This window comes from Oceanobacillus sp. AG (assembly GCF_009746545.1).
Classification (GTDB): domain Bacteria; phylum Bacillota; class Bacilli; order Bacillales; family Amphibacillaceae; genus Oceanobacillus; species Oceanobacillus indicireducens.
Genome location: NZ_WOWT01000028.1, coordinates 20463 through 47122, shown reverse-complemented (window position 1 = coordinate 47122; position 26660 = coordinate 20463). Strand labels below are relative to the sequence as shown.

The 26660-nt window shown below is 35.6% G+C and carries 26 protein-coding genes and 2 pseudogenes; 21 read left to right on the top strand and 7 right to left on the bottom strand.

Annotated features, from left to right (window positions below; translation table 11 throughout):
* Positions 1–159: 159 nt before the first annotated feature.
* From GN217_RS14575 to GN217_RS14550, 6 genes are all read left to right on the top strand, one after another.
* Positions 160–687: a hypothetical protein gene (locus GN217_RS14575; RefSeq protein WP_156857388.1), complete on the top strand. Its 528-nt coding sequence runs from the start codon at positions 160–162 to the stop codon at positions 685–687.
* Positions 688–869: 182 nt separating this feature from the next.
* Positions 870–2429 carry an IS21 family transposase gene (gene istA / locus GN217_RS14570; protein ID WP_156857387.1) on the top strand — a complete coding sequence of 520 codons (1560 nt, stop codon included), beginning with the start codon at positions 870–872 and terminating at the stop codon, positions 2427–2429.
* Positions 2426–3169 (top strand): ATP-binding protein, encoded by a 744-nt coding sequence (locus GN217_RS14565; RefSeq protein WP_156857386.1) that lies wholly within the window; start codon positions 2426–2428, stop codon positions 3167–3169. Before istA ends, GN217_RS14565 begins: the two co-directional genes overlap by 4 nt.
* 183 nt (positions 3170–3352) lie before the next feature.
* Positions 3353–3766 carry a hypothetical protein gene (locus tag GN217_RS14560; protein WP_156857385.1) on the top strand — a complete coding sequence of 138 codons (414 nt, stop codon included), beginning with the start codon at positions 3353–3355 and terminating at the stop codon, positions 3764–3766.
* A 112-nt stretch (positions 3767–3878) separates the two neighbouring features.
* Positions 3879–4046, top strand: a complete 168-nt coding sequence (locus tag GN217_RS14555; RefSeq protein ID WP_156857384.1) for a hypothetical protein — start codon at positions 3879–3881, stop codon at positions 4044–4046.
* 125 nt (positions 4047–4171) lie between these two features.
* Entirely contained in the window at positions 4172–5185 is a 1014-nt protein-coding gene (locus GN217_RS14550) for a S66 family peptidase (protein ID WP_156857383.1), read from the top strand.
* A 376-nt stretch (positions 5186–5561) separates the two neighbouring features.
* Here GN217_RS14550 and GN217_RS14545 read toward each other — a convergent pair whose 3' ends face one another.
* Positions 5562–6134 carry an LOG family protein gene (locus GN217_RS14545; RefSeq protein WP_156857382.1) on the bottom strand — a complete coding sequence of 191 codons (573 nt, stop codon included), beginning with the start codon at positions 6132–6134 and terminating at the stop codon, positions 5562–5564.
* 32 nt (positions 6135–6166) lie between these two features.
* On the bottom strand, positions 6167–6481 hold the full coding sequence (locus GN217_RS14540; protein WP_156857381.1) for a MazG nucleotide pyrophosphohydrolase domain-containing protein: 315 nt from the start codon (positions 6479–6481) through the stop codon (positions 6167–6169).
* Positions 6482–6805: 324 nt separating this feature from the next.
* On the opposite strand from GN217_RS14540, the gene GN217_RS14535 reads away from it, so the two are divergent.
* A complete protein-coding gene (locus GN217_RS14535) occupies positions 6806–7003 on the top strand; it encodes a DUF2281 domain-containing protein (RefSeq protein ID WP_156857380.1) in 198 nt (65 codons plus the stop codon).
* Positions 6978–7211: a type II toxin-antitoxin system PemK/MazF family toxin gene (locus GN217_RS19465; RefSeq protein WP_198042675.1), complete on the top strand. Its 234-nt coding sequence runs from the start codon at positions 6978–6980 to the stop codon at positions 7209–7211. The genes GN217_RS14535 and GN217_RS19465 overlap by 26 nt, the downstream gene beginning before the upstream one ends.
* A gap of 280 nt (positions 7212–7491) precedes the next feature.
* Here GN217_RS19465 and GN217_RS14525 read toward each other — a convergent pair whose 3' ends face one another.
* Entirely contained in the window at positions 7492–8256 is a 765-nt protein-coding gene (locus tag GN217_RS14525; RefSeq protein WP_156857379.1) for a MerR family transcriptional regulator, read from the bottom strand.
* A gap of 1251 nt (positions 8257–9507) precedes the next feature.
* A complete protein-coding gene (locus tag GN217_RS14520; protein ID WP_156857378.1) occupies positions 9508–10248 on the bottom strand; it encodes a class I SAM-dependent methyltransferase in 741 nt (246 codons plus the stop codon).
* Positions 10249–10562: 314 nt separating this feature from the next.
* Between GN217_RS14520 and GN217_RS14515 the strand changes: the two genes are divergently transcribed.
* The 6 genes from GN217_RS14515 (at position 10563) to GN217_RS14490 (ending at position 16330) form a co-directional block, all read left to right on the top strand.
* Positions 10563–10820 (top strand): hypothetical protein, encoded by a 258-nt coding sequence (locus GN217_RS14515; protein ID WP_156857377.1) that lies wholly within the window; start codon positions 10563–10565, stop codon positions 10818–10820.
* A gap of 131 nt (positions 10821–10951) precedes the next feature.
* On the top strand, positions 10952–11737 hold the full coding sequence (ant(9), locus tag GN217_RS14510) for an aminoglycoside nucleotidyltransferase ANT(9) (RefSeq protein ID WP_156857376.1): 786 nt from the start codon (positions 10952–10954) through the stop codon (positions 11735–11737).
* Between the two features lie 243 nt (positions 11738–11980).
* Entirely contained in the window at positions 11981–12463 is a 483-nt protein-coding gene (locus GN217_RS14505) for a putative periplasmic lipoprotein (RefSeq protein ID WP_156857375.1), read from the top strand.
* A gap of 407 nt (positions 12464–12870) precedes the next feature.
* A complete protein-coding gene (locus GN217_RS14500; RefSeq protein ID WP_156857374.1) occupies positions 12871–13569 on the top strand; it encodes a DUF2306 domain-containing protein in 699 nt (232 codons plus the stop codon).
* Between the two features lie 1630 nt (positions 13570–15199).
* A complete protein-coding gene (locus tag GN217_RS14495; protein WP_370459802.1) occupies positions 15200–15403 on the top strand; it encodes a Spo0E family sporulation regulatory protein-aspartic acid phosphatase in 204 nt (67 codons plus the stop codon).
* A gap of 468 nt (positions 15404–15871) precedes the next feature.
* Positions 15872–16330, top strand: coding sequence for a hypothetical protein (locus GN217_RS14490; protein ID WP_156857373.1), 459 nt, complete (start codon positions 15872–15874; stop codon positions 16328–16330).
* A 385-nt stretch (positions 16331–16715) separates the two neighbouring features.
* On the opposite strand, the gene GN217_RS14485 is transcribed toward GN217_RS14490, so the two are convergent.
* Positions 16716–17981, bottom strand: coding sequence for a hypothetical protein (locus GN217_RS14485; RefSeq protein ID WP_156857372.1), 1266 nt, complete (start codon positions 17979–17981; stop codon positions 16716–16718).
* Between the two features lie 319 nt (positions 17982–18300).
* Here GN217_RS14485 and GN217_RS14480 point away from each other — a divergent pair.
* A pseudogene (locus GN217_RS14480) lies at positions 18301–18618 on the top strand (Uma2 family endonuclease); the annotation flags it as partial.
* A gap of 370 nt (positions 18619–18988) precedes the next feature.
* Here the strand turns inward: GN217_RS14480 and GN217_RS14475 are convergent.
* A pseudogene (locus tag GN217_RS14475) lies at positions 18989–19183 on the bottom strand (hypothetical protein); the annotation flags it as partial.
* 77 nt (positions 19184–19260) lie between these two features.
* Between GN217_RS14475 and GN217_RS14470 the strand changes: the two are divergent.
* From GN217_RS14470 to GN217_RS19460, 3 genes are all read left to right on the top strand, one after another.
* The gene (locus GN217_RS14470; protein ID WP_198042674.1) at positions 19261–19740 is read left to right on the top strand and encodes an SAM-dependent methyltransferase; all 480 of its coding nucleotides are present in this window, start codon (positions 19261–19263) and stop codon (positions 19738–19740) included.
* A gap of 17 nt (positions 19741–19757) precedes the next feature.
* Positions 19758–20294 (top strand): GNAT family N-acetyltransferase, encoded by a 537-nt coding sequence (locus GN217_RS14465; RefSeq protein WP_156857371.1) that lies wholly within the window; start codon positions 19758–19760, stop codon positions 20292–20294.
* Between the two features lie 478 nt (positions 20295–20772).
* Positions 20773–21030: a reverse transcriptase domain-containing protein gene (locus GN217_RS19460; RefSeq protein ID WP_370459801.1), complete on the top strand. Its 258-nt coding sequence runs from the start codon at positions 20773–20775 to the stop codon at positions 21028–21030.
* A 227-nt stretch (positions 21031–21257) separates the two neighbouring features.
* Here GN217_RS19460 and GN217_RS14455 read toward each other — a convergent pair whose 3' ends face one another.
* Complete coding sequence (locus GN217_RS14455; protein ID WP_156857370.1) at positions 21258–22115, bottom strand: alpha/beta hydrolase; 858 nt, start codon at positions 22113–22115, stop codon at positions 21258–21260.
* A 349-nt stretch (positions 22116–22464) separates the two neighbouring features.
* Here GN217_RS14455 and fdrA point away from each other — a divergent pair, with 349 nt between their 5' ends.
* From fdrA to GN217_RS14440, 3 genes are all read left to right on the top strand, one after another.
* Positions 22465–24213, top strand: coding sequence for an acyl-CoA synthetase FdrA (gene fdrA / locus GN217_RS14450; protein WP_156857369.1), 1749 nt, complete (start codon positions 22465–22467; stop codon positions 24211–24213).
* A 277-nt stretch (positions 24214–24490) separates the two neighbouring features.
* Positions 24491–25753, top strand: a complete 1263-nt coding sequence (locus GN217_RS14445; RefSeq protein ID WP_156857368.1) for a YlbE family protein — start codon at positions 24491–24493, stop codon at positions 25751–25753.
* A gap of 6 nt (positions 25754–25759) precedes the next feature.
* Positions 25760–26659, top strand: a complete 900-nt coding sequence (locus GN217_RS14440) for an oxamate carbamoyltransferase subunit AllH family protein (RefSeq protein WP_156857367.1) — start codon at positions 25760–25762, stop codon at positions 26657–26659.
* Position 26660: the final 1 nt, after the last annotated feature.

Sequence of the window (26660 nt, the reverse complement as noted above, 5' to 3'; positions counted from 1 at the left end):
GTTTTTTTGGTATCCGGATCATCTTGCGGAATTAAATTAATTTAAATATATGATAGTATGGGATTGAAAGTTCAATTCAAGATACTTTTTATTACACAAACAGGCCATATTGTTGAAGAAGCAGATAAAAACATGGGTAGGTGAAGGAGGGGGATCTTTATGAAAGATTTATTTTACCGTTGTGTAGAAGGTGATGTAAATAAGGTTTACAAATATTTAAATGACCTTGAAGACAAAACCGAAGAACAGGCTGAAATAAAGAAGAAATACTATAGGCGATTTTTCCAGGATAATCCTGATTATAAAACTTTTCATCCAGATACATGGATACAAAATGTCTTAAATGAGTATCGTTACTACTTTGTAGAAGTCTTAACAAAAAAAGTAGAACATTCTGTTGCAGAATTGAATTTGTTGGAAAGTTTGAATTCTCATCTACCTAAAGAGAAAAAGGCAACCGATATGAAAACCGTTGAGGAAAACTTGAAAGCCATATTTAATGAAAAAGGATTTAGCTTTAAAGGTGGTAGGATTGAACCCCATTATGGCCCCTTTATTTGGAAAACTACAGATAAAAAAACATATCATGTTGACATTCCTGATACCACTGAAATAGTGCAGATATACTTTTTGGATGAATTTCTCATGTTAAGCTGGCTACACTTCGCAACTGATTATTTCACATAAAGAAGTCCACCAATATCCATGCTGAGTCCACTAATTCATTCGATCGAGTCCACTTCACTTTAAAATAAATACACACATCAAGTCCACCTTTTCACGGTTCAGGTCCACTTCTTGTCCTTCTTTCGGTATATTTAATTTTGGGAGCATTCGCTTTCAAACAATATCCGAAAGGAGGCCTTTTTATGGCCAGAAAAATTCCAGCTAAGTTAATTCTCGAATACCGGGCAATGGGACTACCTCGCAACATGATCGCCAAAACAAAGAATATAGGGAAGAGCTCTGTCAGTGACGTGTTCCACCGTGCAGATGAATTACATTTAGCGTATGAAGACATTAAAAAATTATCAGATGAGGAGGTGTACCGTCGGCTGTTTCCTGAAAGGCATCAGTCAGAATTACTTTATGAAATGCCAGATTACAATGCCATACACCGCGAATTGAAGCGTGTAGGTGTTACCTTAAAATTACTTTGGCAGGAATACAAAGATACTTGTGACCAATCTGGTGCGGTATCAATGGGCTACACCAAATTTTGTAAAGGGTATCAAGATTATATTTTACAATTCAAGCTGACAAACCACTTAAAACATAAGCCTGGTGTAACCGCAGAGGTGGATTGGAGTGGCTCGACTATGCAAATCACAGATCGTGTGACTGGAGAAATCATTACCATCTATTTATTTGTCGGTTCTTTACCTTACAGTCAATATACGTATGTTGAACCAACATTCGATCAAAAAAGTGATACATGGCTTCAGTGTCATGTCAACATGTTTCGTTTCTTTGGAGGATCTGCCGTTCGTTTGGTTTGTGATAATTTAAAGACTGGTGTTATCCACCACCCCAAAGAAGGGGATATTATTCTAAATAGCCAATATGAAGCATTAGGAGATCATTATATGACCGCAATCATGCCAGCACCAGTACGTAAACCGAAAGGAAAAGCATCGGTAGAAAGTGCCGTAGGAAAGATTGCGACAGCGATTATTGCTTCATTGAGAAACCAGCAATTCTTTTCACTCAATGACTTGAAACAAGCGATTGATATCAAGCTATATGATTATAATGATCGACCATTTCAAAAAAGGACAGGCAGTCTAATGGAAGTGTTTGAAAAAGAGGAAGCACCCTCTTTAAGAAAGTTACCAAGTGTCCCTTATGAAATCGCAGATTGGGTATATGGACGAAAGGTAAACTTAGACTGCCATATCCAATATAAGAATAACTATTATTCTTGCCCTTATCAATATGTAAAAAAGTCAGTGAATTTAAAAGTCACGAAAAATACATTAGAAGTCTATCATCAGGATCAACGTATTGCGACACACAAGAAAATGAATGACTACCAGAAGTACCAATGGTCAACGCAGCCGGAACATCTACCTGATCAATTTCATCGTCCAGAATGGGATGATGTTCGCTTAATTCAATGGGCAGAATCTATTGGCCCCTCTATGCATGAAGTAATTAAACGAGTATTTGATAGTGTCAAAATAAAAGAACAAGGTTATCGGTCAGCATTATCTATTTTAAATTTGACGAAAAAGCACGCAAAAGAATCGGTAGAATCAGCATGTAAACTCGCACTTACAAAAGTATATTCACCGCGCTATAAACAACTAAATACGATTCTTTCGTCTGGTGTATTAAATCAACAGAAAGATACTACAAAAAATAAACATGATCAAGCATCATACGGTTACGTGAGAGGTGCATCGTATTATGGAGGAGACGAACAATGATGAATGATGAAACAAAACGCAAATTACGTGAAATGAACTTACCAGAAATGATACAAATGATCGAACAACAAAACCAGGATTCCATCACAGTTTCCATGACTTTTGAGGAACGCTTCCAGCGTATTGTGGATTTTGTTTATCAAGAAAAATATAATAACAAAGTGCAGGGTCTTATTAAACGAGCAAAATTCCGTATCCCAAGCGCAGATATCACAAGCATTTACTACGACCAAAGAAAGATAGATCGGCACGTCATTCAAGAGTTAAGTACTTGTCAGTTCATTCACAGAAATGTAAATGTGATTTTTGCAGGATTTACCGGTTCAGGTAAGACATTTTGTGCATGTGCTTTAGGCAGAGAAGCATGTAAGCAAGGCGTGCGCACACGTTACATTAGAGTTCCTGACTTATTAATCGAAAGAGATGAAGCAACTCTTGTCCCAAAAGGAGTTACTAAATTACTTAATAAATATGCCAACTACGGTCTTCTTATTTTAGATGAGTGGTTATTAGATAGCTTTTCCGAAGAAGAGGTCCACTTCTTATTTGAACTGATAGAACGCCGTTATGATTCTGGTTCAACCATTTTCTGTACACAGTTCGGCAAGAAGGATTGGCATACCCGTCTTGGTGGAGGCGTTCACGCTGACGCAATGATGGACCGTATTGTACACAATGCCGTATGGTTTGAAACGGGCAATGTCAACATGCGTGAACATCTGGCTAAAAATAATTTATAAATCTATGAATCTAACAAAGACCACTTTTTTGTGGTCTTTTCCTATCTGGACTCCAATTGAATATTGGTGGACTCATGTTGAGAATCAGAAGACCCAACTTCATGTATTCATGGACTTATTTGCGTGAAATAATCAGCAACATTTGGAGAGGTATATGCAGGTGGTTGGGCGAAAGAAAATGCGTTGTATTGTATATTACCTAATTACCGCGACAAATTGGATACTGATGTCTTTTTAGTTTCTTTCCTAAAACATGAAGCACAGCATTACAGTGATTATAAACAATTTCCGAAGTTAAAGGCACGGGACTTGGAATATCGGGCAAAGCTTGTCGAGCTGATTTATTACTCTAATTATGAATTCATGAAGAAGCTTCTGGTTGAGGCAGTAAATAATACAAATCCACATAACTATTCAGCTTTTATTATTCTCAAACAGTTTTCCAAACATTTTTTTAGTACGGATGCAGAAAAAGAGATAGAAAAATGGATTAAAATCGATTATGAAGAAATCCGTTCTTTTGCGAAAACGCTATTTAATAACCATACTGATATACTTCGATCAAAAGATGTGAATACGGTAGAGGGAATTATTTAATTCATATATCTACGTTAAAAACATACCAAACGAAAGAAATGCAGATAACAATACCTTTAGAAATAGAGATAATCTAAATTGGAATGACACCGATAAACGGATAAATGACATTATGTCTGAATGGAAGAAAGTTGTAGAAGGGGCTGATGCCAATCAACTCGATGACTTTTCACCTGAACTTGCCCACTTTACTATTCATACAACATACCATACTGGACAGATTCTTTATATTAGGAAGTTACAGGGCACATGGAACCCGAATGACGGTGTAAAAGGATAGTTACTTCTTGAACTCTAATTACTTTAAAATAGGATTTAAAGCTCAATTCAAAATACTTTTTTTATTACACAAACGTGCTGGATTGTTTGACAGTATCTTTTTAAATTCAAAGGAGATGAATGATTATGGACTTTTTAAAAAAGGGAGATACAATTGGTATATTTACTCCTTCTTCCCCTACAACAGTTACAGATAAATTGCGTTTTGAACGGGCAAAGTCTTTTCTAGAGGAGAAAGGATTTACTATCGTTGAAGGAATTTTAACAGGTCGAAAGGACGGCTACCGCTCGGGATCGCCTAAAGAGCGTGCAGAGGAATTAAATAAGCTAATAAAAGATCCTAGTGTGAAGATGATAATGTCAACTATTGGGGGAACAAACTCGAATAGTGTGTTGCCATATATTGATTATGAAGCATTTAAACAAAACCCTAAGTTAGTGGTTGGGTATTCTGATGCTACAGCTATTTTACTTGCGCTTTATTCAAAAACAGGCATACCAACGTACTATGGTCCTGCATTAGTCCCTTCATTTGGAGAATTTGAACCTTTGGTAAATGATACATATCATTATTTTGAGCAATATTTTATGCAAAAGAATGAGATGCCTTACGAAGTACCGACTCCAGCTTTTTGGTCGGATGAACCTGTAAACTGGCTAGAAAAAACGACAGAGAAAAAGCTTTATAAAAACGAATGGGTCACTGGGCAAAGTGGAATTGCAGAAGGTAGATTAATAGGTGGTAATGTCAATGCTATGTATGGATTTATTGGCTCTCCATATTTTCCTGTGATTAAGCAAGGGGATATTTTAATGATTGAGGATTGTATGAAAAATGCTTCAATTGTTGAGAAAAACTTCGCTATGTTAAGAGTGCAAGGTATTTTTGACAAAGTTGCTGGTATTATCTTGGGAAAACATGAACAATACAATGATCTAGGTACAGGAAAACAGCCATTAGATTTACTAGTAGAGCAATTAGATGGATTAGATATACCGATTTTAGCTGAATTTGATACATGTCATACCCACCCTATGCATCCACTGGCCATTGGTAAGAAAGTTAAATTAGACGCTGGAAATAAAAAGGTTTTTTGTACGGAAGATTGGTTAGACTTCTCTACTTGTATTGAAAATTAATCTACTGTAATCGGGCGCGATTGTCGCACAAAAAAGTTGTTTCAGAATCGGGCCATTTAACGTAATAAATGCAGAAGTTTATTTGTAGAAAGTTGAATGAACCATGAACCTAAAATAAATTAAAAGGGAGCTTGGAAATGGATTTACTAACTATTAAAGAGCTTCATTCCCATGAAGAAATCCTTGAAGCTTTTCCATTGCTGTAAAGGAAAAGTAAGCTTATTCATGAATAGGGCGCGATTGTGGGACAGAAAGGATACACATACTAGTTATGTGCTATCCTTTTTTAGTTTTTTGAAAAGAGTTTAGGGATGAACCCTTAATTTCTTTCCACTCATATAAATTACGCCCGTTTGTTGCAGTATTATCCAAATCATTAAGTCCATTTCACAGCGTGGCTCGGACTAAAGGAATCGATTTTTTCTAATAATTCTTTGGGATCTGGGGAGATAATTATCATTTCTCGATAATCTTTATTCATAAACCCCTGTTCAATCGTATGATCTAACATGGTAATTAGCGGATCGAAAAAGTTATTTACATTTAGCAATCCACAAGGCTTTGCATGATAACCCAGCTGTGACCAAGTAAATACTTCAAACCATTCTTCTAATGTTCCTGCGCCCCCAGGCAAAGCGACAAATCCGTCCGCTAATTCTGCCATTTTTGATTTACGCTCGTGCATTGTATTAACAACATGTAGCTCTGATAATTGATCATGAGCAATCTCTACAGCTTTTAATTTTTGAGGAATCACTCCTATCACATTACCACCACTGTGTAAGGAAGCATCAGCCAATGCACCCATACATCCCACTTGGGCTCCACCGTAAATTAAAGTTTTATTATTATTGGCTAATTCTTCTCCAAATCTTTTTGCATGTTCTATATAAACGCTGTTTATTCCCGTACTTGACCCACAAAATACAGCAAGACTTTTAATCTCCATTTCAACCACACCTTTGCTCCCGGTTTATTTACTTAAAGATATCTATTGGACAGCTTTCGTTTATGTTCTAAGAAAATTTCTTCCAAATCTATATTATATTTATTCGCAATAACAACTACATTACCTAATACATCACCAAGTTCTTCTGTTAAATTCTTCTTACTTTCTGCCAATGAGATAGGATGCTCATCTGGTCGGTCTCGTCCGATTTCCAGAGCTCTAATTGCTCTAGCGACTTCTCCCGTCTCTTCTGACAAGAAGCCAATACGTACAAAAATATCTAAATCAGCCCAACCTCTTGACTTATAATATTCAGCAATCCAATTTTGAAATTCCTTCGCTTCCATTTTAGACTTCTCACCACACTTCAAATAAAATTAAATGAACATTATTCTTTGAAACATCTTAAATTTCATGACCTTTAGGTGAATAAGAGAAATGCTATAATCTCCTGAATCTACATAACAATCTTTATAAATTGTAACATTTAAGCACCTATAATGACAACAGAGAGTGGCATTTCTTATATACAAATAAGTCCAGGGATGAATGAAAGAAAATGAAGCAAATAATCATAATTATAAACCAATGTTTGAATCATGAATATATAGTGAAACGTAATATGAAGTGATATAATAAAATAAAATATTCATAAAAGTGGTGATGAATACGTGAATACTGCTAAGGATCGTTTACTTAAAATTATTGATGAAATACCTGAAAAAGATGTGGATAAAATTCTGGATTTTGCCGAGTTTTTAAAAGCTAAAAGCGATAAAAGTGTATCTGAGGATTTAACAGAAGCCAGTGAGAGCAGTTTGGATTTTTGGGATAATGACATTGATGACGAGGTTTGGAACAATGTATAAACAAGGTGATATTGTTTTAATACCAGTTCCATTCAGTAATTTAAAACAACAAAAGCAACGTCCTGTGCTCATTATTTCAAACGACAGTTATAACGAGGTGATGGAAGATATCGTTGTTTTAGCTATCACTTCAAAAATTAGGGATCTTTTATATTCTTTTATATTCTATTGTAATCGATTCAAAAGATTTGACAGAGGGAGAACTTAAAAAACATCAGAAATAAGGGCAGACAAAGTATACACACTATCTAAAAATATTGTCAGAAAAAAATTTGGACATGTGAACACTGAAATTTTGGAAGCTGTTCGGGTGAAAATAAATGAAGTTATACAATAAAACATATGGCACGGTCTCTAACTATCTAAGAGTTCGTGCCACTTCATAATTTATATTATTCATCATCTTCTTCAATACGGAATAGATCATTCATATCTTTAATATTTAATGCACCTACCATATAATATGACTACAGGATGCTTTTCGACGATTACTTCTTCATCCCTGTATAGATGTGAATGGCATCTCGTAAAAATGCGGCAGTACCGGGTTGTTCTTTATCGTAGTATGCTGTAAATCTTTCATCATCAACATATCTTTGAGCAAGGCCTGCATGTGCTTCCTTACTGTATTTGCTCCAATAAAAAGTTAGCCATTGTTTGTGTAAATCGGCTGCTTTTTGAGCGATATCACTAGCTGGATCACCAGTTTTAAAAGCTTTCGATAATGTTTCTGTTAGCTGTTCTGAAAGCTTTGTCACAGCTTCATATTCTTCCTGAGTCATGTTCATTATCTTTTTATTCGATTTCTCCACTGTCTCAATTCCATGTTTTTCACGAATTTCTTTCCCATATTTGAGCTCATTTTCATCTATCATTTTTTTCTTAAATCCTTCAAACTTTTCTTTATCTGACATGTTAATTTTCCTTTCTTTTGAAGCGATTGTTTTATCTACATTTGCTATCAGTAGATCTAGCTGTTCTCTTTTTTCAAGGAGTTTTTGCCGATGTTCTTTAAGTGCAGTTACTCCATCAAAAGAAGGTGCAGTTAAAATATCCTTTATGCTATTTAAGCTGACGCCAAGCTCTTTATAAAATAGGATTTGCTGTAATCTGTCTATCTCTGCCTGACCATATATCCGATACCCTGATGAATTAATTCTTGCCGGCTTAAGAATTCCAATTTCATCATAATATCTCAATGTTCTTCCACTAACACCTGCTAGCCTTCCAAGACTTTGCACTGTATATTCCATCAGATCACCTCCTTGTAAATAATGTTACACCTTTACGCAACGTCAACGTCAACAGTATTAAATAAATTTCTTTAAAAAATATCCTATGTTAAACTTCTCTGTTAATTTTGGCATTTGGAAAATAACTAAGGTTTATTTTCCCATCAGCATGTTCATCTTACTTTAATGGGAAAACAACTGGGGTTTATTTTCCCTTTAGCATGTTCATCTTACTTTAATGGGAAAACAACTGGGGTTTATTTTCCCATTAGCATATTCATCTTACTTCAATGGGAAAACAACTGAGCTTTATTTTCCCATTAGCATATTCATCTTACTTCAATGGGAAAATAACTGAGCTTTATTTTCCCATTAGCTTGTTCAGCTTACTTTAATGGGAAAACAACTGAGTTTTATTTTCCCATCAAGCATGTTCATCTTACTTTAATGGGAAAACAACTGAGTTTTATTTTCCTATTAGCATGCTCATCTTACTATAATGGGAAAACAACTGGGTTTTATTTTCCCAATAGCATATTCATCTTACTTTAATGGGAAAATAACTGAGCTTTATTTTCCCATTAGCATATTCATCTTACTTTAATGGGAAAACAACTAAGGTTTATTTTCCCATCAGCATGTTCATCTTACTTTAATGGGAAAACAACTGGGGTTTATTTTCCCATCAGCATGTTCATCTTACTTTAATGGGAAAACAACAGGGGTTTATTTTCCCATCAGCATGTTCATCTTACTTTAATGGGAAAGCAACTGAGCTTTATTTTCTCATTAGCATACTCATCTTACTTTAATGGGAAAACAACTAGTTTTATTTTCCCATTAGCATGTTCATCTTACCTTAACGGGAAAACAACTAGGATTTATTTTCCCATTAGCATGATTATCTTACTTAATTGGGAAAGTATCCGTCCGCCGGGCAACTGAACGGTAATCAGGACGCAAAAATAATGACCGAGCAAGATACTTACGTTCAATGAGAGCATTCATTCATTTTGAGAAGACTTTTTTAATTAATAACGGCTAGTACAACATTAAAGGCTAGGGGCGTTAAATTAGGATGATTTGCTTCAATTTTTCAGGTTGCGAAAATTGAGTTAATAATAAGCATAAAAAACAGCCAACTTTTAAAGTTAGCTGCTTCTTTTGTTCGGATAATATTCATTTAATTCTACAGTTCACCATTATTGACTTAAAAAATGATGTTTTTTATTTTTACAAACACGCCCGTTATGGAAGAGTGACCAATGCCTATTAGCTGTTATCCTTTTCTGCCGATATCATTAAGAACATAGGTCTTCGAGTCTCATTTTTCATTTCAGGAATACTTATTAACATTTCATCAGAAGGAATCGATTCCTTTACAGCTTTTACAGTAAAACCAGTATCAATTAAATCATTTATATATGTTGAAATTGTACGATGGTATTTTGTAACCTGCTCATCTAGGAAGGTTGTTTCACGTACTCCTTCTATTTGGTAATTATCAACTGGCCAATGCAGAGGATTTCCCTTTTCATCATAATACCAATCTTGTTCATTCCGCGAAGTGAAAATTGGATGTTCAACTGAGAAAACGAAATTTCCATCGGTCTTTAGATAATCATGAACCTTTTCGCAGATTAATTTAAACGACTTGATATAGTGAAAAGCCAACGAACTGATTACTACATCAAATTGAGAGCTTGAAAAATCTATGTCTTCAATGGGAGCTTTTATATACGAAATTAAAGGATCATTTGTCATTTCGCGTGCTCTTTGAATCATTTGTTTAGAGATATCTACACCTATAACATAGCTTGCTTGTTGCTCACGAGCATATCGGCAATGCCAGCCAAAGCCGCAACCTAAATCGAGAACATTTTTATCTTTTAGATTTGGTATTAGTTCTCTAAATATATGCCATTCTCCTGCACCTTCAAGTCCTTTAACTGATCGTGGCATTTGTTCATAAGCAGAAAAGAAATTTGGATCGTCATATTTATTTTGTTTCATTTTCAATACATCTCCTATTATTAAGATAGCCTCCTAAAATTAACATTACATCTATTTTAGGAGGCTATACGTCTCCTTCTAACCATTCGTTTCACCTCATTAATTTCTCTTTAAACTATATTTTTATAATAACACAACGCTTTACGCTTAATCCTTCTAATTCCAATAACCTAATTCAATTAACTGGCTCAACAGTTGAATAAATGTTGTAGAAACCCTTACATATATAGCAATCTCTATAAAATGTATCATCTAAAATTAAATTAATATAAATGTATGATAAAATTTAAAGTAAGACAGGAGGTTTTTAGAATATGAACTGGGGTTTAATTACGTCCTTGATTTTAAATGTGGTATTTTTAATCATACTCTTTGGACAATCTAAGAAAATAAATATTTTAAGAGAAGAGAACCAGAAGCCACTCCCTAATGAAAACAATGATGAATTGATTGCTGTTGCAAGTGCGAAATTGAAAACACTTGGTGACGTTAAAACGATAAAGTATTTAAGAGGAGAAAAAGGTATGTCAATGGTGGATGCTAAGCGATTGGTAGATACTTTAAAAAAATAATGCATTCAAGAAATTACCGTAATCGGACGCTTTAACTGCAGAATAAGCGCTCTATTTTAATAATCGGGCCAGAATTATGGAGCAATGTATGCGGACTTTTAATAGGATTTGAATAGAGGGGTATGTAGCCGATGAGCAATATGACTAATGAACAAATACCAAAGGAAGCATGGAACGCATTAAGAATTGCAAAGAATGTACTCGGAAGCAAATTAATCGGTGTTTACCTTTATGGCTCGTCAGTAAACGGTGGCTTGCGTATCAATAGTGATGTCGATGTTCTTGCTGTCGTAAATCAGCGATTATCTAAAACTACTCGAAAAAAACTGACAGAACGGTTAATGACGATTTCAGGAAAAATAGGAAATGAAGAGGGGATGCGCTACCTTGAATTCATCGTTATTAATGAAAAAGATAACGTACCCCGACAATATCCACCGAGGAATGAATTAGTCTATGGTGAATGGCTTAGATCCGAGTTTGAAAAGGGTCAAATTCCGAAGCCAACGTTTGATCCTGACCTAGCTATAGTTTTAGCACAGGCACGGGAGTATAGCATTTCACTATTTGGACCTGAGCTGTCAACGATACTTGATCCCATTCCGATAACAGATATTCAAAAGGCAATAAAGGAGACTTTACCAGAGTTAATTGATGGTATGGAAGGTGACGAACGTAATGTGCTATTAACTCTTGCTCGCATGTGGCACACTATGTCTGAAAGCATAATTTCTCCAAAAGACGTAGCTGCACAATGGGCAATCCCTAGATTACCAAAGCAGCAGGCAAAAGTGCTCGATATCGCTAGAAAAGCTTACCTTGGAGAGTATAATGATAATTGGGATGGAATAGAAGCTGAAGTCATGCCGTTAGTCAATCATATAAGGGAAAAAATAGAGTCTCTTTTCAATAGCTAGGCAATTTCTTGCAAAATTAAGGTCTTTAGCAATTGGATGCGATTGTTTTAAGATAAACCCAATAAACAAGATATCATTTCTTATATGAAGTGAACAAAAGAATTAAATACATATCATCCAAACGAAAGAAGCAAAGTCCTCTATCTATGAAAACTTTTTTGTTGTCATTTCTTCTTGAATAATGTATGGTAATACTTGTGCTTTTAAAGTGCGTAGTAAAACAGTTAGGAAAGAAGGGATTTTTTGAAGAAAGGACTTGCCATTCTTCTTGGTATTATATTAGTAGCTGGTTGTTCAAGTAACGATACTGATGGACTTGAAACGCAGGAACAGGAAGAATCTAATGAAATCGTTGACTCTGACGAAAACCTTGAAGATGAGGCCGACGGTGTTACTGAAGATGAAGAAAACGATGAAAATTCTGACGGTGCTACTGAAGATATAGAAAACCAAGAGGACGATTCTGACGATGGAGATACAAGCGATACAGTAGCAAATAATGGTGATTTGGAAACATATCCAGAGTTTGACATAATAGCAGAGCATATTGACTTAGATAAGTATCAAGGCGTTGTTGAAACAGATAACAAAGGAAACCGTATTATTTTATTTGAAGATGAAAATGGGCATTCAGAATACAAAAGTATTTTCATCAAACATGATAACCGTTTAAAGATTGTTGAATTTAATAATGATGGTTTACTATACAACGAGATTATAAAATAATCACCTCTTTAAAGACAGTAGAGGTTAATGAATTTACATTTATCCTTGAAGATTGATAACCATATTAGTTTAAAAAGATTGCCTTAGATGGCAGTCTTTTTTTATGCGCGCCCAGCAAGTTGGTGAGAGACCAATCGGAGTAAGTAGAAAGTGAACGATTTCGTGATTTTATCTTTCTATTGGAAAAATTATTATAAACCTAACATATTTCTGGCATAGATTATGATACACTAAAACAAATAAAGCAATTCTGGAGAGCATGAATTTTTTAAAATGATACTGCATCTTCGTTCTGAATAAGATTACATTAAAGAAAATGAAGAACATCTACAAAATGGGGGAAAGTTCTTATCACAAATTGAAACCGTTTAGATTTGAAAAAACTATGGTGCAAGGGGGAGAGACTGGTGGAATTTATTTTTATAGCTGCTCGGTGGTCTCATATTATCGGGGGATTCTTGGCATTATTCGTGTTTTGGATTCCAATCGTTACGAGAAAAGGTAGTAAGATTCATCGACGCAGTGGCTGGATATATGTGGTTGCTATGAGCATTGTATCCGTTTCAGCATTATATATGGGAATTTATCGTCTTGCGTGGGATTCATCATTTAATGCAGAGGATGTTCCATTTTCTTGGTTTCTTATTTTCATTGCTATTTTAAGTGGTGGGGCGGTGTGGTATGGCTTACGAGTCCTTCGTTATAAAACGCGCCGAATCGCACATAGAAAAGTGATTGATCTATTGCTGCCGGCGCTATTACTTGTCTCTGGTATTGCGATTAGCATATATGGCTGGAAAATTGATTTTCCATTATTAAAGTTTTTCCCTATTGTAGGTGTATTTTTGGGAGGAGCTCAACTACAATACTGGTTGTCAGCTCCGACTAGAAGATCGCATTGGATAGTAGAACATATTATAGGTATGCTATCATGCTGTATCGCTACCGTTACTGCATTTACTGTATTTGGTGCGCCGAGACTCCTTCAGATTGAATCCGTAAGTCTGGTTGTGTGGGTGATCCCTATCCTTGTTTTTGTTCCGCTTATTATTGGATTCACTACCTACTATACAAATAAAATAGACGGAAAACGTTCTGCATCTTAATCATCTAAAAATAATATTCCCTAATAATTAATAATTGAAGCTATTTATTTTTCTATGAAAATCGATCGGTACAATTTTTCAAGACTCTATTTAAAAATAAGGGATAAATTGTCATCATTTTATGGCTCACGGGTATAATGAAGTTATTTGGTTTGCTATTATCGTCATTGCTACTTCTTCAATGGAAGAAGCCAATAATAAGCAGCATACTCTTTTATGTGACTAAAATAGTGGGGATTATCCTGTTCTTTTATGGCTTCCTTAATTTCACCACTATCACATTAAGTCTGTTTCATATATTGAATTTTGATTTAGAATTATATGCAGTATTGTGGAGACTACTTTTTTGGGAACCGTTTTGGATGGTTGGTGGTATTTTTACTTTTTTCTGTTAAAAAAATAAAGTAATCGGAAAATAATGTGATAATGTAGAAAAGAGATGAAAAGGTTAGACAATAAAAGGGCATCACTTATACAGCTGACTTAATACAAATGCCCTTTTTTCCACAATCACCTCCGATTATTGAACAATTTTCAACTAAAAATCCTAAAGAAAAAAGGAATTGCCATTACAAGAAGTGAGCCTACAACACACATAGATATAACTTTAATTAAATCCCTTTTTATGGAGTAATTATTTTTCCCCTGAAGACATAACAATAGATTTTTTGTCCATTTTGACCACTGTTTGATGCTACCCACTTTGATCTCCTGCGCATAAAGCCTTAAAATTTCACGATACTTAATTATTCAACTTTCGCACTGATAAGCTTCATAAAATTGCTCTACATCACTGTACCGAGAAGACTTTACATAGTACAGTTGACTAGCTCAATATAATAAACGGACAGCTTCAGTAGTGAATTCAAGCAAGGTAAGTGTTTTCAGATGTTGTTAAGATTTTTCAGCCCAAGTGAACTAGGATCTTGTTCAAACGGGAATGGGAGTCCTCTATTTACCCGAACGGACTGGAGTCAGCTTCATTCGGTCGATTAGAGCCTCACTATTCACTCGAACAGACTGGAATCTGCTTCATCCGATCGATTAGAACCTTTCTATTCATTCGAACCGACTGAAATCTACTTCTTTCGATCGATTAGAGCCCCGCTATTCACTCGAATGATCTGGAATCAGCTTCATTCGATCGATTAGAACCTTTCTATTCACTCGAATGAACTGGAATCAGCTTCATTCGATCAATTAGAGCCCCGCTATTCACTCGAACCGACTGAAATCTACTTCTTTCGATCGATTAGATCCCCCGCTATTCACTCGAATGATCTGGAATCACCTTCAAGCGAGTCATTAATCCTTTAATCACTCAATTGAAGTCTTGGGATCGTGTCCATAACTATAATGAATTGCTGGTTTCACTAATTATACCGTAGGGTAGTTTACTGTTTCAGCTGCGAAAGTTGAATTAATTACAAAAAAGCCTCTATATAATAAGTTTGCACGCATGTGCAAACTTATTATATAGGAAGTTGTGACAGCGATGTCTTGATTGGGTTAAATCCATGTTCGCAGCGGACCAAAAAGATGCACACCCGGGTCAATCGGACGGATGTAATCACAAAATCTTTTAGGTCATATTCATTGCAATAAGTGACGAACAATAATAGTCTATAATTTGTGTGTTTATTCTAGATCAGGAATAGGAGTTAAAAAAGCTTTGGGATCAAAAACGGAATTAAGTAAAGAAATTGAAGTTTTAAAAATAAAAATGATTAGGATCAGTGAAGAAAAGGGTATGAATAATCCGTTAACCATTCAGATTAGCCAAGAATTGGATAAGTTGATTAACGAATATATGAGATTGACACAAAAGAAATAACTTTACATAAAAGACTCATGCAATATTATTGGCTATTCTGGATTTATGTAACTGATTTTTTTAGGCATATATATCATTCAATACTTTTACTTAATTATTTGTAAACGTTGTCAAGGCAAGCTTCATCCTGTTTTTGAAAACTTGTTAAGGTAATTAAATGTCAAAGTTATCGGGGAATTTGTATTCAAGACTATAACTCTTACATTATCTGCAATCAAAAGAAACTAATGATTTAAACTGATATGACTTACTGATTGTGAAGATATGGGAGATGTGGCTCGTCCTCATGTTATATCAAAGCTCTTTACATATAGAAAATAGATGAAAAGATTGGATTGCAATGGTTAATCCTAATCTTTGTCCTATAGTTGGAAGATTGCTCCGTTAAACTAATCGACAAGTGCCTGGCACTTGTCGATTATATGATAAAATGTTTGTAAAGAATATTTAAAGTACAAGGGTGAGATTATGGAAAAGCAATATTTTCAAAAAAGGAGAACACCTATTTTTATCAAGCACGGGATTACTGCTGCTATTTTCATAAGTATCTATTATCTTTTAGACTACGGACTCATGCGTCTATTTCTTTTCATTCAGTTATTCGTGCTCATAAAAGATCTGCGTCTTCGTTTACAAATAAAAGATCACTACCTTTTGTATAGAACGTTATTTCGGACTCGTATGATACCGATACAGAAAATTAGACGAATTCTTTTGGCAGAAAAAACGACAATGACTGACACGGTAACTGTTGTTAATTATTACTATCGTGTACATGTAGAAACAGGGGATATAAGGAACTCTTTACTTTGGGAGATACCAGCCTCAGTCATTCCTAAACAAGAACGGAGGGACTTTACGAGAATCATCCAACAATTAAATCCCTCTGCTTCCGTCAACTTAGTCACACCTATATATACTGCTTGAGAACCATGTAACAATACATTGTCTTTAACCATACAAGTTCGGAGTCTATCGCTAAAAGGCTTTAAACCATTTCGTCTTAGATTGAAGACGGGAGAGTTGCTGTTATTATTGAATAATTTTACCTGCATGAGTCATTAAAATGAAGATAAGGAGGGGTGCGAAATGAAATGGAAAGAAGTTCGTGAATTATTTTCCAATAGGTTTCTTTTAGTTTCCACTTTGAATATTCAGCATAGACTGGTCTATAGTGTTGATGAAGAACAAAAAAGTAACTGTTTTGTCAGTATGGTCACGTTATGAAAGAGGATTATAAAGAACTAAAAAAGAGCAGAAACGTCAAATGTTCATGCTCTTTTTTAATGAATTTATGTGGTTTTTCAATTGTTCAATAATCCCCCAATTTGATATGATACTCTCTTTCATTAAGAAATGATTCGATTAAAGGAAAGATCTCAAAATATCCCTGTTTTTTCGCATGGCGAACATAATGTTTTAATACCATTTCTTCATATTCATATTGCTCCATTAAATAATCTCCATCAACTTCTTCCAATAAAGTTGCTAAGACAGCACTTACTTGTCTCAATTGTTCCTCCGATATTTCTTCCTGATAAAGCAGCACATCAATTTCACTTTTTTCTGCACACGTGAGTGCAACAGCTTGGCGTTTTATTTGATCATCCCAAGACTGTTTCAGAAACCATGCTTTTCTTTCATCTGTCAATGGTGTCAATTCATGCATCAGCACCACTTTTCCCCAGCCTTTTAAGTTATCTGCTAATTCCCATAATAGTTCTTGTCTATGGTATAGCGAAAATGTCACATAGCGGGTAAACTCCTCATGTAAGCCAATTTGCTTTAAAAGCTGCTCATCTTCCAGTTTTTTTGTGTGACCGACAAGTAATAGCGCAAATTTCACTACTTCACGATGCGCGGCATGATCCAAAAACCAGCGTGCTTCCTTATATAAAGCACTCATATCTATAGCCGATTCCTTCAACGCGTCAATAAGCTTTTCTCCATACTCCATCACATGCTCATCCAATACTTTTTCGTATGTGGATTTACGGGTTTCGGGGGTTGGATTTTCGATTTGCTTTTGGAGACGCTTCATCAAATTTCCGACATACATCGGAGTGGGCTCTTCATAGCCTAATAGATCACGGTATCCGGGTTCCATATCCTCAACGTCCTCTGCCAAAAGATATTCTTGATCCGGCAGACTTTCATCTATAATTTGCCCGTGTTTTTCCACTTGATTGATGATCCATGGTACAATTGGCTCCTTTTGCTCCCATGGAGCAATGACTTCAAGCTTCATTTTTTCTTTTAAAATAACTTCCCGTCCAACTTTTATTTGAATATGCAATTGAACAAGCCCGCTGAATTTCACTTGAACTTTCTTCGTTTCTCCGTTTTCTAGTGTTAGCATTGCTGACAATTTACTGACTGGAATAGCGTGTGACCAAATGGATTTTCGTTTATTTCCAGCGACTTCCACTCCATCTATAAGTAAACTTTCTTCTTTCAATGTATTTTTTACTTGGATCTGATGGCCCTTATATGTTGTATTCCATATCTTTGTAATACTTAAATCAATATCTTTTGTCGCATTTTCCATCTCTTTTTTAAACGATTCTTTAAGCCCCATTTATTCTTTCCTTCTTTCCCCATTGAAATATACGAGTGCAAAAATCCCGCCAACCCTTGCACTGACCATCATATCGAATATATTATACTATAAATTAGATTAAAGATATGCTAATAATTGCTAGAATCACGTTAATTGAACAAAAAAGTGGTAGACTGCCCATGGACGTGCAAATTCCTTGGGTTCTCTTAAACATTCCACGAAACAAAAAGTCTCCGTATGATACGCTGGAAAGATTGTTTGTCGATTATTGATACGTATAGCTTCAATAATATTATGCTGTAATTATCAAGAAAGATGAAAAAAAAGAGTCGTTCCGGATCTATTCGTACCCTGTAATACCGGTAACCTCACTGAAAATGAACTGATTGGACCTCCTGACTTTGTGATTGAAATAATAAGTCCTTCCAATAAATCGCATGATATGGTGACGAAACTGAACTTATACATGAATCATGGTGTGAAAGAGTACTCGATAGTAGACCCTATGAATGAGCGGATTTTAGTTTATTTTCTAGATGAAAATGAGGATATTCAGTTTCATCTAGCTGATTCAGATAGCAATGTGAAGTCAAGATTGTTTAAGGAATTTGAGATTAATACGGATGATTTATTTGGTCAGTCTATTTATCCCTGAATTATTCATATGTGTAGCTAATGGCACTGATGCAGCCAAGCAACTTGTAGACATCTTGAAAAAGTAATTCGTTTCCAGCAATCGGACGCTTTTCCTTAATAGGGAGGGGCGTCCTTGTTTGGAGTTTAGAGGTAACTCGTGACTTCTACATCTTTATTACATTTCAATTATCGAATAATCAAATATTTAATAGGTTAGGCTAGCTTTTTACGCAGTTCTTTACAGATCGTGATATTGAATTTCTGAGAGGATAATGACATACTAGTATGGAAACGATAATTGTTTGAATTTTCTAGCTGATGAATTAGGCAAATTGCAAAATCAAATCGTGATGACATTAAATTTGCTGGTAACTCGGTATTTATGCATGAAAGGTGATAAGGGAAGGGAAGTTTATGGGCTGAGCAAAAATTACAATTATCCAAGACAATATGGATGCAGGGCCTGCAATAGAAGCTGTAACCGATGATATAAAAAGAACACCTGATCCGAGTGTTGCAGCAATATACAATGCAATAGCTTCATATAAACCATTTTCCCATAAATATCCCCTCTTTTCATTCAAACATTACCACTTCAAGGGGATAATTTTTTCTCTTTTCTTGCGTTCTAATTCTTTTAATTTTTAAGGAGGAGACTTTGATGCATGCAAAAATTGAAAATATCGTTATCAAGCCAATCGGGACTGTTCATTGTCTACGTACGGAGGAAATCGATGACCACTGGGGTTCAGTAGTCTCAAAGATCAAGCTTGATTCCGACCAATTTGATGAACAAGCACTCATTGGACTAAATGACTTTTCACATTGCGAAGTTGTATTTTTTATGAATCGTGTTCCAGAATGTAAGATTGAGAAGGGTGCTCGTCACCCACGTAATCGTACTGATCTTCCCAAAAGGGGAATATTTGCTCAGCGCTCTAAAAATCGTCCCAATCGAATAGGCGTCTCGCGATGTAGAATTGTTAAGGTGGAAGATTTGACAGTAGTGGTGCAGGCATTAGATGCTATCGACGGAACACCTGTAATTGACATTAAGCCTTATCTGAAGGAGTTTGCTCCAATTGGTGAGGTTTATCAACCTGAATGGACAAAAGATTTAATGTCCCGTTACTATCTCTAATAAAGGAGGGGAGATCAGTGAGATTAGAACATGAAGGGGTTTATTTAAGAAACTTACGCGAATCAGATGCACAAACCATTCTAGAAGCTACAAAAAATGAAGAGATACGATATATGACAGGTACCAAACATCACTTTACTTTAGAACAAATTAAAGATTATATAGAAAAAGTGAAAAACGATTCTTCGCGTTACGATTTTGCTATCTGTTTAAAGGGTAATGATACCATGATTGGTGATTTATCCATACTTGATATCAATAAAGAAGACAATAAAGCTGGTTTTAGAATAGCGATGAGTACGATTGATTTAACTGGAAAAGGGTATGGAACTGCAGCTATAAAAAGTGTCTTGCCTTTCGTTTTTGATGAATTGAAAATAAACCGATTGCAATTGGAAGTATATAGTCATAATTTGAGAGGCATAAGGGCTTATGAAAAAGTAGGATTTGTAAAAGAAGGGGTTTTACGTCAATCTTTACACTATAATGGGACATTTTCAGATGAAATTATCATGGCAATACTTAGGGAGGATTGGATTCGTGGGAGAATATAGTTTAAATTTTTAGCCCTTAATTGTAAATTAAAAAAATGTGAAATAGCGGTGTTCAGATATTATATCCATTTACGAAAAAATCATATCAGAGACTGATTTTTTGAGTGGACGAAACGGATATCATTAATGGAGAAGAAATATTATCTTTTTCAAGATTAGATACAGGAGAGCAGTTTACTGCGACTAGATAAGCATCATAATGTGGTTTATATTGTGCTTATACTGTATTTAATACTACGGATTGTGAAAAAATTTGCTTGTTTGAGCGTTGATTTGTATGGATACGAGTGGAACAGATTAAAAGAAGATATGGAGTAGACATGATGCCCGTATAAAACCTACGCCAGCACATTCTCGAAAGCTAAGCTGGTCATCCTTAAAAGAATTAAAAGAAACGATTCTCCAAGGCACCTACGAGCCAATCCCAGTCCGCAGATTCGAAATCCCGAAACCTGACGGCGGCATTCGGCTACCAACCGTGACAGACCGTTTAATTCAACAAGCGGTAGCCCAAGTACTGTCCATGATATATGATCCAAAATTCTCCGAACATAGTAATGGATTTCGACCAAATCGAAGTGCCCATGATGCAGTAAGGAAAGCGAAAGGATATATTCAAGATGGTTACAGATGGGTAGTAGACATGGACTTAGAAAAGTTCTTTGATAACCGTTATGAATTTTTTGCGTTATCCATCTTAATTGAACCGCCGTATACGGAACCGTACGTACGGTAGTGTGAGAGGACGGAGGTTAATCACCTCCTCCTACTCGATTATACCTCATCTTGAAACAGATGGTACAACAACCTGTTCCGGTCGTCGAAAAACTGTTTCATAATAGAGTAATGCTTCGTTTCCTTTCGTAATTCAGGATAATTTATACTTATTTATAGGAACGAAATGAAGCATTAAAGGTTCCTGAAATAAAAAAACACACCTTTTTTTGCACCTTAATTATCCCATTATATGTGTTCTTCTAAAAAGCGTAAAACGTCTGCAAATGCTTCTTTTACTTGTGGTTGAGACATATTTTGGTCAAACACATGTTTCCCGTTTTTAATGGTAATGAGATCGTGAGGAATATTAAACTTGTTTAAAGTCTCGGCAAATTGAACAGATTCGTCGTAAGGTACATCTTCGTCACTATCTCCGTGTAAAAGTAATGTTGGTGGATACGTTTCATCCACTTTTACTATTGGACAAAAGGTTTTCAATTGTTCTTTTTCAGAAAGTGGATTGAAATCCGTAACATAGTCTAACCATTTACCTTGCTGACGACAATAGAGATAAATCGCATATCGTTTTTCGATTGGAGCAGAGGAGATTTGTTTAAGATTAATTAATTGTTTCGCTAAGATTTCTGGAACCATTGTGGTTTTAATATAGTGTGGGCTTGGCTTTAAATACCAGTCACCAAGAATATTTCCATACCCATAAAAAGAAATGATTGCATTTGGTTTTTCCTTGAATGTACCTGTGGTTAATGCTAGATACGCCCCAGCAGAACCACCGATGACAGCAATTCGGTTGCGGTCAAACGAAAAGAATTCTTGATTTTTAACCCAGTGTATTGCTTCTTCAATGTCTGTGACAATTTCTGGGAGTTTCGCTTCTGGAGCAAGACGATAATCAATTGAAAATACGTGATATCCAGCATCATTGTATAGTTCCACTTGTTCCTTGGAAATGTCTTCCTTTGTTCCCCAAACCAATCCACCGCCGTGAATGTAAACAATTAACGGTGCATTTTCCTTTTTAACTGGATATAAATCCCCTTTAATTTCACAATCTGTCACTTTTTTGTATGCATACGTGAGCATTTCATGTCAACCCCTTTTGTTTTAATTTCGATAGTATGAAACACACTTATAGAACAAACGCTTTCGTACAATCAAGAAAGGTCAGCTTGTCTTTTTATAAATCATACATCAAATTAATGGTTGTGGAAGATGTAACGCCTATTTTTAATGTTTTTTTAACATTCGCCAAAGACCCCTAGATAACGTGGTTTGTCGAAGTTTTTAGGTTTTTGTAATGTAAACACTTTCAATTTTATTCGATTGTAATGGATGCTATTATATACTCCAATTGTACAAAGAATAGTTGCCATTATTTATCTAAGCAAAAGGGCGTAAATGTAACTAAAAATACTTAATGAGGTGATTTAGGGTGATTTATACAATTATCAAAAAGAATTCTTATCAGGATTCCATTAACCTTATGCTCCTAACAAACGCAGTAGCTGCTACAGAAGGAGTTAACAAAGTACAAATCATGATGGGAACACCTGCAAACAAGGATATTTTCAAAGGTGCAGGGCTGTACACTGATGAATTAGAAACTGCAGAGTCAAATGACATCGCAATTGTAATTGATACAGATGACGAAGAAAAAGTAGAAGAAGTATTAGAAAAAGTTGACCAATATTTAAAGGACCAATCCATTAGTGGCGGTTCAGAAGTATTTGAAACTGTGCGTACTTGGGATCGTGCTAAAAAAGCATTACCAGATGCAAATGTTGCACTTATCTCTGTACCCGGACAATATGCTGCTGAAGAAGCACATAGAGCATTGGATATGGGACTTCATACTTTCTTATTTAGTGATAACGTATCAACGGAAGATGAAGTTGAGCTAAAGCAAAAAGCTCATGCTAAAGGCTTACTTGTAATGGGTCCTGACTGTGGTACTGGAATCCTTGACGGTATTCCAATGGCGTTTGCAAACGTTGTAAACAAAGGCCGGATTGGTATTGTTGGAGCTTCTGGAACTGGTATTCAGGAAGTTACAACAATTATCGATCGTTTAGGTGAAGGGGTTAGCCACGCAATTGGTACTGGTGGCCGTGACCTAAAAGAGCCAATTGGTGCAATTACAATGATGGATAGTATTAAGGCGTTGGAAAATCATAACCAAACAGAAATAATTGTTGTTATTTCTAAGCCACCAGCTGAATCCGTTCGTAAAGAAGTAGAAACATTACTTCACGGTTTATCTAAACCGGTTGTAACAATTTTCCTTGGTGAAAAACCAACAAAACATGAAGGAAATATCTATCAAGCATATACACTAGAAGAAACTGCATTAATTGCTGTTGATCTAGCGAAGAAAAATGATATTAAAGCTAATTATGCAGATGGTGACTATACAGTTGAAACTAGCGAACTTGCAGATGGTCAAAAGACAATCAAAGGTCTGTATTCAGGTGGTACATTAGCATCAGAAGCAGCCGTGTTAATATCTGATGCACTTGGCTTAGGTAGCCACATTACAAACGTTGATGGTTATGTTCTAAAAGAACAGGGCCATGAAGTGGTTGACCTTGGTGATGATAAATATACACAAGGTAAACCACACCCAATGATTGACCCTGAAACAAGAGCACGTTTTATAGAGCAAGCTGCAGATGATCCAAGTACAGCAGTGGTTGTACTAGACTTCGTACTTGGTTACGGTTCACATGATGATATGGCAAGTGCGTTACTTCCATATATTCAAAAAGCTGTTGCAAAAGCGAAAGACCAAGGTAGAACATTACATGTTATAGCAACTGTTTGTGGTACTTCAAATGATCCACAAAGCTATTCTGACCAACGTAAAAAATTGGCAGAAGCAGGTATTATTGTGAAAGACAGCAATAACCAAGCAGTACGCACAGCATTGTCCATTGTTGGATTAAACGTAGAAGATCCTAATAAAGAGCTTGTACCATTTGAAGGTGAAGTAAAAGAATTCGATTTAACTGTATCCGATGAAATTACTACTCTATTAAATAACAAGCCTAGCATCATTAACGTAGGACTAAAGAGCTTCACAGACGCAATTACCGCCTACGGTGGCCGTGTCGTACAATACGATTGGAGACCAGTAGCTGGTGGTAACGAAAAAATGAGAAAAATCCTAAGTCTATTAAAATAAAACTTCCTTTGAAAAGAGAAAGGCTGAACATAAGTGAAGAGCTTATGTTCAGTCCTTAAAAAATAGCTAGCAAGTACATTTTTAAAATTTTGAATTTTAATTAGTCTGATTGGAACAAGTGAAATTTCGATTAATGCGTTAACCTAGCGGAGTATATATCCGGAGCGGGTAAATGCTCTATTCCATCATTTAATTATTTGTACAATCCTCTTTTTTAAAAAATTGTCCTTGCCTAATCAAAGAGATACTAAAACAATAATCTAGGAGGAATATGAACATGAATTATAACTCAGTAACAGAAGCAAACGAAGCAGTTGTTGAAAAAATTGTAAACTCTGCCCCTTATTTAATTGATGTTGTACCTGCTAAAGAAAAAATTGCTGAATTAAATGAAGGAAAAGTATTGCTACATGCTGGACCACCAATTAAATGGGAAGACATGACTGGCCCAATGCAAGGTTCTTGTGTTGGTGCGGGCCTATTTGAAGGCTGGGCAGAAACAGAAGAAGAAGTTAGAAACTTACTTGAAAATGGTGAAGTTACATTAATCCCTTGTCACCATGTAAATGCTGTAGGACCAATGGGTGGAATTACTTCCGCTAATATGCCAGTTTTTGTTGTTGAAAATCGTTTAGAAGGTAATGAAGCTTACTGTATTATGAACGAAGGTATCGGAAAAGTACTTCGTTTCGGTGCATACTCAGAAGAGGTTATTGATCGTCTACACTGGATGAAAAATGTATTAGGTCCAACTATTGCAAAAGCTCTTAAACTTACAGAAGATGGCATGAACCTAAACGTAATGATTGCAAAAGCAATTACAATGGGTGATGAATTCCACCAACGTAATATTGCAGCATCATTAATTTTCTTAAAAGAAATCAGCCCCTTCATTACACAACTAGATATGGATGATAAAGATCGTACAGATGTTATCAAATTCTTAGCTGATACAGATCAATTCTTCCTAAACATTGCGATGGCTACAAGTAAAGCAGTAATGGACGGAGCTAGAACAATCCAAGATGGTACAGTAGTTACTGCAATGTGCCGTAATGGTAAAGACTTTGGTATTCGTATTAGTGGAATGGGTGATGAATGGTTTACAGCACCAGTTAACACACCACAAGGTTTATTCTTTACTGGTTATTCCCAAGATGATGCAAACCCTGACATCGGTGACAGTGCGATTACAGAAACATTCGGTGTTGGTGGTATGGCGATGATTGCAGCTCCTGGTGTTACACGCTTTGTTGGTGCAGGTGGTTTCCAAGATGCACTGAAAACAAGTAATGAAATGAGCGAAATTTGTATGGGCCAAAATAGTAACTTTACTATTCCAACATGGGATTTCCAAGGTGCATGTCTTGGAATCGATGCACGTAAAGTAGTGGAAACTGGAATTGAGCCTATTATTAACACCGGTATTGCACATAAACAAGCAGGTCTTGGACAAGTTGGTGCAGGTACTGTTCGTGCTCCTAAAGAATGTTTCGAAAAAGCTCTAGAAGCATACGCTAAAAAACTTGGATTAATCTAAAAACCAATGGAAAAAGTATTTTATATAGAGGAATACTCAAAAAATATTCCTCTTTTCCTTACTAAAAATGAAACAGGCTTTATTCACAGTGTATTTAACAATGGAATAAATGTTAAATTAGGCGAACGATTATTGTTTATAGGTACAGTAAAAAACGGTAGACTACCATTTGGAGCACATTTGTCCAAAGAATTGTTTGAGCAATTTCAAATAGGAATAGATACAGATGCCATAGTACATTGGAATAATCAAGAACAAAGCCTGACGTTTAATCATGGAAATATAATTCTATCATTTGAAAAAGCAGTAACTTTTGATAATCAAATCCATGTTTATAGTGAAATGGACGAGATATGCCAAAACATTGAAACGGTTCTTATTTCGCTCTTAGATCATGATACAGTTACTGGTTTAGATATACCGATTGAACAGTTTGTTTTAGATTATTTACAAGAAAAAACAACAAGCGATGCAATAGAAGAAATACTATTTTCGCAACTTACTAAACTGACTGATGCTTTATTAATAGAAGATAAAGAGGCATACACCAAGGCCCTACGCTTTATGTTAGGAAGAGGAAAGGGTTTAACCCCGTCTGGTGATGATCATATTGTTGGTTTACTCGCAGTACAAGTTGTTGGTCGTCCATTTCACTCAACTTTTAATGAAGTGGTATTGTCGTTAGTGAAAAATGAGTCGATTACGACTGATGTTGCTAAAGAGTATTTATACTATGCTGCAAACGGTCAATTTAGCTCGACTGTTGTAGATGTTATGGAACATTTAGTAGATAAAACAGATGCATTGCCAAATAAACTTGAAAATCTACTTGCAGTTGGTCATTGTTCAGGTGTTGATACGATTTTCGGAGTTTTACTAGGCTTATTAGCATGGAGGAGAAAATAAA

Coding starts and splice junctions, on each gene's coding strand:
- GN217_RS14575 (WP_156857388.1), top strand. CDS start 160: ATGAAAGATTTATTTTACCGTTGTGTAGAAGGTGATGTAAATAAGGTT.
- istA (WP_156857387.1), top strand. CDS start 870: ATGGCCAGAAAAATTCCAGCTAAGTTAATTCTCGAATACCGGGCAATG.
- GN217_RS14565 (WP_156857386.1), top strand. CDS start 2,426: ATGATGAATGATGAAACAAAACGCAAATTACGTGAAATGAACTTACCA.
- GN217_RS14555 (WP_156857384.1), top strand. CDS start 3,879: ATGTCTGAATGGAAGAAAGTTGTAGAAGGGGCTGATGCCAATCAACTC.
- GN217_RS14550 (WP_156857383.1), top strand. CDS start 4,172: ATGGACTTTTTAAAAAAGGGAGATACAATTGGTATATTTACTCCTTCT.
- GN217_RS14545 (WP_156857382.1), bottom strand. CDS start 6,134: ATGGAGATTAAAAGTCTTGCTGTATTTTGTGGGTCAAGTACGGGAATA.
- GN217_RS14540 (WP_156857381.1), bottom strand. CDS start 6,481: ATGGAAGCGAAGGAATTTCAAAATTGGATTGCTGAATATTATAAGTCA.
- GN217_RS19465 (WP_198042675.1), top strand. CDS start 6,978: ATGACGAGGTTTGGAACAATGTATAAACAAGGTGATATTGTTTTAATA.
- GN217_RS14525 (WP_156857379.1), bottom strand. CDS start 8,256: ATGGAATATACAGTGCAAAGTCTTGGAAGGCTAGCAGGTGTTAGTGGA.
- GN217_RS14520 (WP_156857378.1), bottom strand. CDS start 10,248: ATGAAACAAAATAAATATGACGATCCAAATTTCTTTTCTGCTTATGAA.
- GN217_RS14515 (WP_156857377.1), top strand. CDS start 10,563: ATGAACTGGGGTTTAATTACGTCCTTGATTTTAAATGTGGTATTTTTA.
- GN217_RS14490 (WP_156857373.1), top strand. CDS start 15,872: ATGGAAAAGCAATATTTTCAAAAAAGGAGAACACCTATTTTTATCAAG.
- GN217_RS14485 (WP_156857372.1), bottom strand. CDS start 17,981: ATGGGGCTTAAAGAATCGTTTAAAAAAGAGATGGAAAATGCGACAAAA.
- GN217_RS14470 (WP_198042674.1), top strand. CDS start 19,261: ATGCATGCAAAAATTGAAAATATCGTTATCAAGCCAATCGGGACTGTT.
- GN217_RS14455 (WP_156857370.1), bottom strand. CDS start 22,115: ATGCTCACGTATGCATACAAAAAAGTGACAGATTGTGAAATTAAAGGG.
- GN217_RS14445 (WP_156857368.1), top strand. CDS start 24,491: ATGAATTATAACTCAGTAACAGAAGCAAACGAAGCAGTTGTTGAAAAA.
- GN217_RS14440 (WP_156857367.1), top strand. CDS start 25,760: ATGGAAAAAGTATTTTATATAGAGGAATACTCAAAAAATATTCCTCTT.